The 11,957-nt window shown below is 63.6% G+C and carries 12 protein-coding genes; 7 read left to right on the top strand and 5 right to left on the bottom strand.

Translation table 11 applies throughout. The features are described 5' to 3' along the window. The first annotated feature begins 205 nt into the window (after positions 1–205). Together AC1DKV_RS08985 and AC1DKV_RS08980 are read left to right on the top strand one after the other, a co-directional pair. Positions 206–916 carry an SDR family NAD(P)-dependent oxidoreductase gene (locus tag AC1DKV_RS08985; RefSeq protein ID WP_441614788.1) on the top strand — a complete coding sequence of 237 codons (711 nt, stop codon included), beginning with the start codon at positions 206–208 and terminating at the stop codon, positions 914–916. A gap of 203 nt (positions 917–1,119) precedes the next feature. Continuing rightward, on the top strand, positions 1,120–1,671 hold the full coding sequence (locus tag AC1DKV_RS08980; RefSeq protein WP_441614786.1) for a 4-hydroxylaminobenzoate lyase: 552 nt from the start codon (positions 1,120–1,122) through the stop codon (positions 1,669–1,671). 54 nt (positions 1,672–1,725) lie between these two features. On the opposite strand, the gene AC1DKV_RS08975 is transcribed toward AC1DKV_RS08980, so the two are convergent. Both AC1DKV_RS08975 and AC1DKV_RS08970 read right to left on the bottom strand, forming a co-directional pair. Beyond that, positions 1,726–3,063 (bottom strand): GGDEF domain-containing protein, encoded by a 1,338-nt coding sequence (locus tag AC1DKV_RS08975; protein ID WP_441614784.1) that lies wholly within the window; start codon positions 3,061–3,063, stop codon positions 1,726–1,728. Positions 3,064–3,136: 73 nt separating this feature from the next. Continuing rightward, positions 3,137–4,000, bottom strand: coding sequence for a substrate-binding periplasmic protein (locus AC1DKV_RS08970; RefSeq protein ID WP_441614782.1), 864 nt, complete (start codon positions 3,998–4,000; stop codon positions 3,137–3,139). Positions 4,001–4,210: 210 nt separating this feature from the next. Between AC1DKV_RS08970 and AC1DKV_RS08965 the strand changes: the two genes are divergently transcribed. The 5 genes from AC1DKV_RS08965 (at position 4,211) to AC1DKV_RS08945 (ending at position 9,312) form a co-directional block, all read left to right on the top strand. Beyond that, positions 4,211–5,149 (top strand): LysR substrate-binding domain-containing protein, encoded by a 939-nt coding sequence (locus tag AC1DKV_RS08965; protein WP_441614780.1) that lies wholly within the window; start codon positions 4,211–4,213, stop codon positions 5,147–5,149. 102 nt (positions 5,150–5,251) lie between these two features. After that, on the top strand, positions 5,252–6,001 hold the full coding sequence (locus tag AC1DKV_RS08960) for an SDR family NAD(P)-dependent oxidoreductase (RefSeq protein WP_441614778.1): 750 nt from the start codon (positions 5,252–5,254) through the stop codon (positions 5,999–6,001). A gap of 85 nt (positions 6,002–6,086) precedes the next feature. Then, positions 6,087–7,415, top strand: a complete 1,329-nt coding sequence (locus AC1DKV_RS08955) for an MFS transporter (RefSeq protein ID WP_441614776.1) — start codon at positions 6,087–6,089, stop codon at positions 7,413–7,415. Between the two features lie 53 nt (positions 7,416–7,468). Next, positions 7,469–8,314, top strand: a complete 846-nt coding sequence (locus tag AC1DKV_RS08950; protein WP_441614774.1) for a transketolase — start codon at positions 7,469–7,471, stop codon at positions 8,312–8,314. Continuing rightward, positions 8,311–9,312 carry a transketolase family protein gene (locus tag AC1DKV_RS08945; protein ID WP_441643273.1) on the top strand — a complete coding sequence of 334 codons (1,002 nt, stop codon included), beginning with the start codon at positions 8,311–8,313 and terminating at the stop codon, positions 9,310–9,312. Before AC1DKV_RS08950 ends, AC1DKV_RS08945 begins: the two co-directional genes overlap by 4 nt. A gap of 51 nt (positions 9,313–9,363) precedes the next feature. On the opposite strand, the gene AC1DKV_RS08940 is transcribed toward AC1DKV_RS08945, so the two are convergent. The 3 genes from AC1DKV_RS08940 to AC1DKV_RS08930 all read right to left on the bottom strand — a co-directional run. Next, a complete protein-coding gene (locus AC1DKV_RS08940; protein ID WP_441614770.1) occupies positions 9,364–10,272 on the bottom strand; it encodes a hypothetical protein in 909 nt (302 codons plus the stop codon). Between the two features lie 251 nt (positions 10,273–10,523). Then, positions 10,524–11,435 (bottom strand): LysR family transcriptional regulator, encoded by a 912-nt coding sequence (locus AC1DKV_RS08935; RefSeq protein WP_441614768.1) that lies wholly within the window; start codon positions 11,433–11,435, stop codon positions 10,524–10,526. Positions 11,436–11,572: 137 nt separating this feature from the next. Then, on the bottom strand, positions 11,573–11,957 hold a 385-nt coding region (locus AC1DKV_RS08930; RefSeq protein ID WP_477137594.1), incomplete at its 5' end, for a TolC family protein.

Below are 11,957 nucleotides of genomic sequence, written 5' to 3'. Positions count from 1 at the left end.
TGTCACTGATTCGCCTTCCTCGTCTCGATCCGCTGCGCTGGACCGTGCCAGCGCCGGCGCCTGAATCAGACCCGCGCTACCACGATCTGTCCCAAGCGTGTCCAGTGCGGGTATTCGAAACCTGAGTCACCGCGTACATCGGCGTCGACCGGAGCCACCGGCCCGATCGGCGTTGAAGCCAAACCACTCGTTTTCGGGGTAAAGCATGAGCACATCACAAAAGGTTGTCGTCGTTACCGGCGCATCGCAAGGTATCGGCGCCGAAGTCGTCAAGGCATTTCGAAAGCTCGACTACCGCATTGTTGCGACCGCACGTTCGATCAAGCCGTCGGACGACCCGGACATCCTGACGGTAGCCGGTGATATCGGTGATCCGGCGACCGCCCGACGTGTCATCTCGGAAGGTGTCGCGCGATTTGGCCGGATTGACACGCTGGTGAACAACGCCGGCATCTACATCGGGAAGCCTTTCACCCAATACACCGCCGAAGACTACGCTGCCGTGATGAATGTGAATGTCGCGGGCTTCTACTACGTCACGCAACTCGCAATCGCCGAAATGGAGAAGCATTCGAGCGGCCATGTGGTCAGCGTGACCACCAGCATCGTTGACCATGCGATCAGCGGCTTGTATTCGGTACTGGCAGCCCTGACGAAAGGTGGTCTGAACGCCGCCACGAAGTCGCTGGCGATCGAGTACGCCAAGAAAGGTATTCGCGTGAATGCCGTCGCGCCGGGGGTCATCAGGTCGCCGATGCACGCGCCGGAAACCCACAAGGCGCTGGATGCGCTCCATCCGATGGGACGCATGGGCGAGATGAGCGATATCGTCGACGCTATCCTGTTCCTCGATTCGGCACCGTTCGTCACGGGAGAAATCCTGCACGTCGACGGCGGCCAGAGTGCTGGTCACTAAGAGGCGCCGCCAAGGTCCCCTTTGCAGTTGCCGCCGGCAGACAAGACCGCGGGCAATTTTCATGAGCCCCTCGTGGAGGATAACGAGGGATTCAAAGCCAACACGCAGTAACGCATCCGGCCTCATCGAGCCATCGCCCGGCACCTGGGCGCCACGCTCCCGATGACGGATGCGCATCACGCCTAATCCAAGGACGAACGGGAATGCCCCAGACCCAATTCACAAGTGCCAAAGACGAACTTGTCGCCCGCTTTATCCCCTTTTTGCAAGAGGTCAAGGACATGACCACGAGCACTGAGGTCGAGCAATGGCTGAATACGAAGCATGGCGTTGAAAGCGAGTTGTACAAGGACTTGTCGCGACTGATTACCCTCGGTGTGCGGGAGGGGTGGGCGGCCGATGTCGAAATCGCGGGACCGCGCTACCGCCGCTCGCGACTCGGCCTGCCCTGCGCGGAGACGCTCTTCTTCAGCATCACGGCGGTGCTGATGGACAGCACCGATAATGCCCAGGACAACCCCGAAGGCAGCTTCCGTGGCGACTATCACTCGCACCCGTATGGCGAGTTCAATCTCGTGGTGCCGCTCAATGAAGGCGCCGCGCTCGCGGGTCCGAACGGCTGGTGTTATGGCGGCTGGACGGCACCGGCGCCGGGAAGCCACCACTACCCGGAAGCCAAGGGCGGCGCTGTCATCTCGCTTACGTTCCTGCCCGCGGGACGGATTGCGTTCGACGTCGAGCCGCCGCAGCATTGAAGCGCTCAGGGATGTGCGATGGGCTGACCTGGCAGACGCCCGGGCCCGGTCAGATCAATATGCGCGCGGTTCGCGAGCGGGCGTGGTTGCAACGCCGTCGGCTGCGTACTCGACGCGATTCCTGCCAAGCTCCTTGCTTCGGTACAGGGCCTCGTCAGCACGCGAGATCATGCCGTGAATGGTATCCCCATCCTGCACGCAGGCCACGCCGAGGCTTGCGGTCATCCGTCCCGTCACAGAGAAGTCGCGCGCCGAGACCGCATTGCGCAGCCTTTGGGCAAACAGAACGGCGTCCCGCAGGCCGGTATCGGAGCAGATCAGCAGGAACTCTTCGCCGCCCCAGCGGCCGATGGTATCCGTCGCCCGCTTGACTTCGAGGATGCAGCGCGCCATTTCGACAAGCACCCGGTCGCCAACCTGGTGACCGTGGGTGTCGTTGACGGATTTGAAGCGGTCTACGTCGATCAGGATGATCGAGAACAGGCTGCCATCGCGTCGGGTGCGTTCCAGCGCGCTGGTCAGCACTTCATTCAAGTGCCGCCGGTTGAATACGCCAGTGAGCTGGTCGGTCTTGGAAAGCGCTTCGAGCTGCCGGTTCTTCTCGAGCAGTTCCGCCTGGGTAGCCTGGATTTGCGCGAAGGCTTCGGCGCTGATCTGAATGGCCTCGCGCGCGGCCATTTCCGCTTCCGTGCGCTGCGCAATGATCAACTTCAACCTGCGCAGTACCTGGTTGAAGCCGTTGATGACGCTGTCGAACTCGGTGCGGCCCAGCCCGGCAAGCTCGTCAAGATGGTCGCCGTGGCTGGAGGCAAGCTCGAACAGGGCTGCCCGCAGATGCTCGAGTGGCCGGAAGACCATGCGCAGCCCGAAGGTCAGCAAGAGCACCAGCGCGACGTCGATGGCGGCCACCTCGGTTACCCCCTGGACCATCGCCGCGCGCAAGGCCTTGTGCATATTGTCGCGGGTGAAATGGATGACGGCCTTGCCGATCGCCTGGTTCCTGCGCGCCGGATCGATGTCGTCCGGCGGGTAGAGCGTCACCTCGCCCAGGGCGTCGCGCCCACTGGCCTCGGCGCAGGATAGCGCGCCTGGCGCGGGAACCTGGCCCGCGGCCATCGCGCGGCGGACTTCCGCATAGACCTCCTGGCGGTCGGGGGAGAAAATGCAGGCTTCGGTGACCTCCGGATGGATCAGGGTTGACTCGAGCCTGGTACGCAGGATCCCTACGTTCAGCGCCCAGGTCGGCTCCGCCAGGCTCTGCCCGAGTCCTTCCAGGACTTCCGCGCGTGTCCGCTCGAAACGCTGCTCGAGGTCCTGCCGCAGCAGCCATTGCCGATGCACGGCAAAGGCGCCCAGCGTTGTCGTCGTGGCAACGATAAGCAGCACGATCATCCTGTTCCGGATCGAATGAACCGGTGGCGGCAGTGGCATGAAATGCGCGATCTCGGGTAATCAGGGAAACATTCTATTCGTCTGCCGCCTTGTCGAACAATTGCCGGAACCTGGCGAGTTCCGGATGCGATTCCTCGTACTTCTTGCTGAATCCGATGTGGACGGTTTCGCTCTTGATGGTCATGGCGCGCCTGGACTTGTAGCGCATGCGCTCCGGGAGGCCCTGGGCTTCCAGTGTGACCAAGGCCTCGTTGATGACGACACTGGGGTTGACCACGCAGTCGATCTCCCGCACCAGCATCTTCTTGACCAGATCCTGGAATTCATGTCCCTCGACGATGCCGATCTTGCCTTCGCTGGCAAGCTGGAAAAAACGCTTGCCGGGCGCCAGGTAGCCACGCTGGTTGCCGAATTTCAGGCCGGCGAAATCGTCCGGAAAGGTATTGAACGTGCGGCCTTCAATCGAATCGCGGTTGCAATGGACCGCGACATCTTCGGTGTAGAAAGGCTTGGAATGATTCAGGAACGGCCGCTCCTGGGGGCGGTAATACACGCCCAGCACGCCCGCGCTGTTGCCGTTCTTTGCTTCCTCGACGGTGCGCGCCCACGACGCAAACCGGATCTGCACCTTGTATTCCGGGATCCGTTTGAGGACGCGCTGCAGGTTTTCGACATAGGACCCTTTGGGCATGCCGTTCTCTTCGTAGGATTGCGGCCGTTGGCCGGCCTCGGAGTACAGCAGAATGGTTGTCTGCGCCAGGGCGAGAGGGGCAGTCCAGAACACGCAAGCTGCGCAGATGATCCGGCAAGGACGGGAGAGATGCATGGCGTCAGGTGATGCAATGGAAGGTACAATGCCCGGCCCCTGCGCGGCCGTGCGTTGTCCCGCGAGCCGGCGCAGCGTGGGCCCCTGCGACCATAACGGCAATTTCTCCAAATGGTTTAGCTCTTTAAAGGGGGGGCGTGGGGCCCGCCGCTGGCTGCGCTTCCGCCGTTTGAGCGATGAGTGCCGAAGCCTGGGTCAGGAAGCATTGTGTTGGAGTCATTCTCGTCGCCCACGAGGCCGCCCTCCGGTGGGGACTACAATCCAGATCACCATGGGTATCGCACCGCGCGATCACGCCGTGGCATCACCACAACGACCACCATGCGCATCCCACCATTGAAGGCGATCATCGCCTTCGAAAGCGTCGCGAGAACCAAGAGCGTGAGCCGCGCCTCGGAGGAACTGGGGCTCACCGCCTCCGCGGTGAGCCACCAGATCAGCAACCTCGAAGCAGTCATTGGCCAGCCGCTGTTCTTCCGCCAGGGCCGGGGCCTGGTCATGACGCCGCTTGGCGAGCAGTACCTGCGCGAGGTGACGGGCGCGCTGGCGGACCTCAACCGTGCCACCGAGCGCGCATCGAGCCAGGCGAACGTGGAAATCCTCCGTGTCCACACCAGCCCGAGCTTCGGGCTGATGTGGCTGTTGCCGCGGCTGACATCGTTTCATGCCGACAATGGCGATATCCGGCTGAACCTGTCGTGTTCGTACGAGGACGTGTCGTTCACCAGCGGATACTACGACGTGGACATCCGCTACGGCTACGCTCACTGGCGGGACCTCCAGGTCAAGACGCTGCGCAACGAGTCCATCACTCCGCTGGCGTCCGAAGCCTATCTTCGCGCGCATCCGGTCCATGCGCCGGCCGACCTCCTGGGAGAGCGCCTGATCTGCTCCGAGACGCCGCTGGTCCAGTGGCAGCAATGGTTTGCCCGATTTGGCGTGGCCCACGTCCACAAGACATTCGACTTCTCGTTCGACCGCTCATACATGTCGCTGGAGGCCGCCGCGCTCGGGCACGGCATCGCGCTGGAAAGCACGCTGCTTGCATCGGTGCTGATCCGCAACGGGCGCCTCGTGCCGGTCTTCGACGCGTCGCACGGCGTGGAGGTCGGCGGCCATCATGTCGTCTATCCGACGCAGAATGCGGATCTCCCGCGCGTGGCGCGGTTCCTGGCATGGATGGACCGGGAGATGCAGGCAGGGGCCAGCCGCTTGCCGCAAGTGCTGATTGATCCGCCTTTCTCGCCGCCCGTCCGTTGATTCATCTGAAAATTTCTCAGCCATAGCTGAGGCGTATCGCGTTGATCGGTGCCGGGCCAGGCACCACACTGAAGCCATCATTTCAACAGTCAGGAGACAGAAATGCTGGTTGATAAAAAAGTCGTCATCGTCACAGGCGCCGCCTCCGCGCGCGGCATCGGCAAGGCCACCGCGAAGGCGCTGGCCGCGCAGGGTGCGCTGGTCGTGATCCTCGATCTTCGCCTTGAAGACGCCCAGGCCGCGGCCGGGGACCTGGGCGACCAACACCTGGGGCTGGCCTGCGACGTGACCGACAAGGGCGCCTGCGAGCGCGCGGCACAGGCGGTCATCGCGCGCTATGGCCGGATCGATGCGCTGATCAATAATGCCGGCATCACGCAGCCGCTGCGCACGCTCGATATCCAGGGCGGCAATTTCGATGCGGTGGTGGACGTCAACCTGCGCGGCACGCTCTATATGTCGCAGGCCGTGCTGCCCCAGATGAAGACGCAGAAGGGCGGCAGCATCGTGTGCATGTCTTCCGTTTCCGCGCAACGCGGCGGCGGCATCTTCGGCGGCCCGCACTACAGCGCAGCGAAGGCCGGGGTGCTGGGCCTGGCGCGCGCGATGGCGCGCGAGTTCGGCCCCGACAGCATCCGCGTCAACTCCATCACGCCCGGACTGATCCAGACCGACATCACCGGCGACAAGCTCACCCCCGACCTGCGCGCCGACATCATCAAGGGCATCCCCCTGGGACGCCTGGGCGATGCCGCCGACGTCGCAAACGCGTGCCTGTTCCTGGTGAGCGACCTGTCCACCTACCTGACCGGCATCACGCTCGACGTCAACGGCGGCATGCTGATCCACTAGTTTTCCCCTCATAGCCGCCCGCAGAGGCGGTCATACCGCAAGCCCGTGCACCCGGACCTACCGGGGCACATGGCAGGAGACACACATGAAAACCAAGTATGCGGCTTCGCCCCTGGCGGGCGATGCGCCCCCGCGCACCGATGCGGCCACCTTCGAATCCCGGACCTACGCCAAGGTGGTCCGCCGGCTGATCCCCTTCCTGATGCTGTGCTACCTCGGTGCCTACCTGGACCGGGTCAATGTGGGTTTTGCCAAGCTGCAGATGCTCAGCGACCTGCATTTCAGCGAAACCATCTACGGACTGGGCGCCGGCATCTTCTTCCTTGGCTATTTCCTCTTCGAAGTGCCCAGCAACGTCATCCTCCACAGGGTCGGTGCCAAGCGCTGGCTTGCCCGGATCATGCTCACCTGGGCGGTGATCTCCGCGAGCTTCGCGTTCGTCAGCACGCCCACCTCCTTCTACGTGCTGCGCTTCTTGCTCGGCGTGGCCGAAGCGGGCTTCGCACCGGGCGTGATCCTGTACATGACGTACTGGTTCCCGTCGGCGCGGCGCGCCAAGGCCCTGTCGATGTTCTTCATGGCGATTCCGCTGGCGGGGATCGTGGGGGGGCCGCTGTCCGGCTACATCATGCATGCGTTCCACGGTACCGCGGGGCTGGCCGGCTGGAAGTGGTTGTTCATGATGGAAGCGCTGCCGTCCCTGGTCCTCGGCGTTGCCATCCTGCTCTATCTCGACAACGGCATCCAGGCCGCGAAGTGGCTCACCGATGCCGAGAAGGCGCTGCTGGCACGCAACGTCGAAGCCGACAACGCCCACAAGGTGGACCATATCTCGATCCGTTCCTTCCTGGCCGACCGCAGGCTGTGGCTGATGGCGGCCATCTACTTCTGCGTGGTGCTCGGCCAGTACGGGCTGACGTTCTGGCTGCCGACGATCATCCGCAAGTCCGGCGTGGCCGACCCGCTGTGGGTGGGCATCTTCACCGCGCTGCCGTACCTGTGCGCCATCGTGGCATTGCCGCTCGTCGGCATGAGCGCCGACCGCCACCGCGAGCGCCGCTTCCACCTGATCGTCCCGATGATCGTGGCCGCAGCCGGCTTCGCCACGCTGCCGATGCTCAACGGCGTGGCCGCATCGCTGATCTGCCTGTGCATCGCCGCGGCCGGCATCCTGGCCTCGTCCTCGCAGTTCTGGTCGCTGCCCACGGCGCTGCTGGGCGGCATGTCGGCAGCGGCCGGCATCGCGGCGGTCAACTGCGTGGCCAACCTGGCCGGCTTCTTCTCGCCCGCCATCGTCGGCTGGCTCAACGACCTGACAGGCAAATCCACTGCCGGGCTGGTGTTTATCTCGGTGACGGTCGTCGCGGGCGCGATGCTGGTACTCCTCGTGCCGGCCAGGATCGTCAACCGCTGAGCGCGCCGCACCGCCATCCTTATTTCATCCTCTGATTCACTGCAGGAGACAACATGAACCACGCAACATCCGACACCGTAGTGCCACTTGCCGAACGCGCCTACCGGATCCGCCGCAACGCCCTCCTGATGGGCGAAGTGCAGGGCCAGGGCTACATCGGGCAGGCCCTGGACATCGCCGATGTGCTCGCCGTCGCCTACTTCGGTGCCATGCGGTACCGCGCGGACGACCCCGAGTGGGAAGGCCGCGACCGCTTCCTCCTCTCGAACGGGCACTACGCGATCGCACTGTACGCGGCGCTGCTCGAGGCCGCTATCCTGCCCCCCGAAGAACTGGAAACCTACGGCAGCGACGACAGCCGCCTGCCAATGTCCGGGATGGCCAGTTACACCCCGGGGATGGAGATGTCCGGCGGGTCCCTGGGGCAGGGCCTGACCATCGCGGTCGGCCGTTGCCTGGGCCTCAAGCGCAAGGCCTCCGACGCGTTCGTCTACACGCTGTTCTCCGACGGCGAGCTGGACGAAGGCGCCATCTGGGAAGGCATCCAGTCGGCGAGCCACTGGAAGCTTGATAACCTGATCGCCATGGTCGACGTCAACAACCAGCAAGCCGACGGCCCGTCGACGCAGATCATGGCCTTCGAGCCGCTGGTCGAGAAGATGGAGGCCTTTGGCTGGTTCACACAGCGCGTGGACGGCAACGACATCGACGCCGTGGCAGCCGCCTTCGACGCCGCGCGGGCCCATCAGGATGCCCGCCCGCGCATGATCATCTGCGATACGCGCATGGGGTGCGGCGTGCCGTTCCTCGAACAGCGCGAGAAGAACCATTTCATCCGCGTGGATGCCCACGAGTGGCAACTCGCACTGCAAGCACTGGAAGCCGGGAGACAAGCATGAGCACCACTACCACCGACAAGCCGAAGCTGAAGACATCGGCCATGATCGCCTCCATCGCCGGCGCAGGACAGGCCGCCCGCTCCGCCCCGTTCGGGCATGCACTGGTGGAACTGGCGCGCAGGAAAGCCAACGTGATCGGCATGACCGCCGACCTGGGCAAGTACACGGACCTGCATATCCTTGCGCAAGCCCTGCCCGAGCGCTACTACCAGATGGGCATGGCCGAGCAGTTGCTGATGGGCGCGGCGGCCGGCTTCGCGCACGAAGGCGCCCAGCCGTTCGTCACCACGTACGCGGTATTCGCCACGCGCCGCGCCTACGACTTCATCCACCAGGCCATCGCCGAAGACAATCTCGATGTGAAGATCGTCTGCGCTCTGCCCGGCCTCACCACGGGATACGGGCCCAGCCACCAGGCGGCCGAGGACCTTGCGCTGATGCGGGCAATGCCGAACATGACCGTCATCGACCCGTGCGATGCGCTCGACATCGAGCAGATGGTGCCGGCCATCGCCGCGCACAAGGGCCCGGTCTACGCGCGCCTGCTGCGCGGCAACGTGCCGGCGGTGCTTGACGAGTACGACTACAAGTTCGAACTCGGCAAGGCCAAGCTGCTGCGCGACGGCGCCGACGTGCTGGTCATCTCCTCGGGCATCATGACCATGCGCGCGCTCGAAGTGGCCAAGGCGCTGGAGGCCGACCGCGTCGGCGTGGCGGTGCTGCACGTGCCCACCATCAAGCCGCTGGACACGGCGACGATCCTGCGCGAAGCCCGGCGCTCCGGACGGCTGGTGGTGGTGGCCGAGAATCACACCGTGATCGGCGGCCTGGGCGAGGGCGTGGCCGCGGCAATGATGCGGGCGGGCGTGCATGCGCCATTCCGCCAGATCGGCCTGCCCGATGCGTTCCTCGCTGCCGGCGCGCTGCCGACACTGCATGACCGCTACGGGATCTCCGCCGGCGTGATGGCGACCACCATCAAGGGCTGGCTGGGGTGAGGGCGATGGCCGCCGGACGCCGCGGCGTTTGCCGGCTGAGCGGGGCGGCGGTCATTGTCCCGCTGCCGGCGTTCTTGATGAAAGGCCGCCGGCAGAAGCACCGGGTAATGCATAGCCAATCATGAACAGCGCGGCTTCCAGCGCCTGTAATTGGTTGCGCCGGGCTCCGAGCCGCATGAACTGGCTGACCTTCGCACCGGAATGGTCGAGGACGGCGGCGAGCAAGCGACTTGCGCGCAGATTCCATTCGGCATGCAGCGGACCGGATTTCAGCCGGGGAAAGGCAAGCGATCCTTCACTGGGATTTCGACGCTTCGGGTTGCTTTCCTTGACGGCCTCCTTGGCTGGCGCCCAGGGGAAACCAAGTCCGGCGGGCACCGCGCTTTTTCCTTCGGCCTGGCAGAATTTCGTCACCGCCCACCCTAGTGCCGCAGCGACCCGGCTGTCGTAGATGACAAGCTCGTCGCAGACGAGTGAATAGACTTTCGTCATGCCCGCATTGAAGCGCAGTTCGCGTGCCGTGAGAAGCGGATGACGCATGTCGCCTCTGTTCAACGCATTACGCACATCGATAATCAATTGTGCCAGGCCTGCTTCGTTCATATTCAACCACTGGACGTTGCCGCCAGTCACGCCACCCCACTTCATGACATCGGCCGCGGCGAGGCAAACGCCGGCGTCATCGGCGGGCGTGCCGAGGGACTCAGTCAAATCTTGTCGAAGTGCTTCCCGCGCGGCGAGGTTCGATTGAAACGTTCGACCAGCATCCACGCCGAGGCGCGCAATGGCCGGGTGGCTCCATTTGTACTTGGCAAACGCATCGTACAAGCTGTCGCATTGCCAATGCCGTCCGGATTGTCGGTCGGTGTACTCGTGCCGGAACATATCGGTGTCGAGATGCCGCCCCATCCACGCGACAAAGCTCTGCACGTCGTCCCTGCCTGGCTCCGCCAGCTTCATTTATCGTTTCCTCTTGAAAATCCCGGGCCGACGGCGTGCCACACGGCAGTATCGGCAATCCGCTTCGCGCCTTGAATCCGGGGTGAACTGCGGTACGGGATCGGAGCAAGCACTGCGCCGTGAGCTTTTGACGGCCCCGGATATCTTGTCGCCGAGAATGGAGTCACTAAGCGAGGCGATCATATTGCTGCATCCGGCCCCGGGAGGCCTGCATGGACGTCAGCCAACCTCGACCCGCGTTTCGCCACCGTTCATATGTCTATCTGCGGGGCCTCGAACGCGTTCAACAATGCACGTACCTTGGGCGGTACGAGCCTGCGCGACGGCGTTAGCGCGTATACCTTCAACGGGGACGAAAGAAACGTGGGGAACAAGCGAACAAGCTCCTCTCGCTTGACATGGTCTTCGACGTACGTTGACAGCAATCTCACAACGCCGAGGCCTTCAGTTGCGGCGCGCACCCGAATCCCGACGTTTGGCGTCCTTACGCTCGGGCGTACCGGGATTCGTCCGATCTCGCGCCCATCGTCAAAGATATCCCAGAACGTGTCCTCGCCGTCCACGATCATCGGCCAGGATTCGATATCCTGCAATTGTCGTGGGAGGCCACGCTTGGCAATCAATGCTGGTGCGGCATAAAAGGCGCGGTCCATCGCCATCAGGCGTTTGCTCACCAGCGAACTGTCCGGCAATCCGGCGTCGGTTTTGACGAATGCAATGTCGTATCGTTGTTCGAGGAGATCGGGAATCTCCCGGGTATCGTCGATCTCAACCTTCAAGTCCGGATAAGCCTTGAGCAGTTTCATCAGCGCGGGCGCCAGGTGAAGCCATCCAGTCTCGTATGGCGCCGCCAGCCGCAAGGTGCCCGATACCTGTTGCTGGGTTGACTTCGCGTCGTTGTCCGCTTCACGCAGTTCATTGAGCAGCGGCGCGATCCGGGCATAGAGCATTTCGCCCAGATCCGTCACCCGGACCTTGCGTGTGGTCCGGTCAAGCAATCGATTGCCCAGCCGCGCTTCCAGGCGGGTAAGCGAAATACTGATCGATTGCTTTGGAATGCCGGCACGATCGCCGGCGGCCGTAAAGCTACCGGCCTCCACGACCCTGCAGAAATTTTCCCAATCTCTCCAGTCCGCGGTCTCATCATGTCTCTTGTGCAACATAGTCCTACGCGGCACCTAAGGCCGCTCGAAAGTCAGATCATTGGCGAACCGGACCGCGCCTTTCCAGCCGAAGCCGACGTTGGCGCCCGAACAAGACGAAGCATCAGGCGCGCGTCTTCCAGCTCCGCGCCGTCGTGTCAACGATCGACGTATTGTCTGGCGTAGGTCGACTCCCAGCCGCCACCGAGTACCTTGCATAGCGTAATGAGGTTGGCGGCGGCGGTTGCCCTGCTCAGCTCAAGATTGCGCTGCCCTTCGAGCAACTGTTTCTGCACGTTCAGGACGTTGAGGTAATCGATGGCGCCAGCCTTGTACCGTTGCTGCGCGATCGAGAGCGCGCGCTGGTTCAGGCTCACGACCTCGGTCAGCCGGTCGCGCCGCCGCTGCTCGGCATCGTAGGCGAGCAGCGCGTCGTCAACCTCGCGCCAGGCTTCGAGCAGGGTGCGTTTGTAGACGATCGCGGCTTCCTGTTGCTGCGCCTCGCGCAGATGCAGCATCCCCTTGAGCTTGCCGCCCTCGAAG

The sequence above is a fragment of the Cupriavidus sp. 05T41 genome, assembly GCF_056396525.1.
This window is presented reverse-complemented; position numbering and strand designations above follow the sequence as displayed.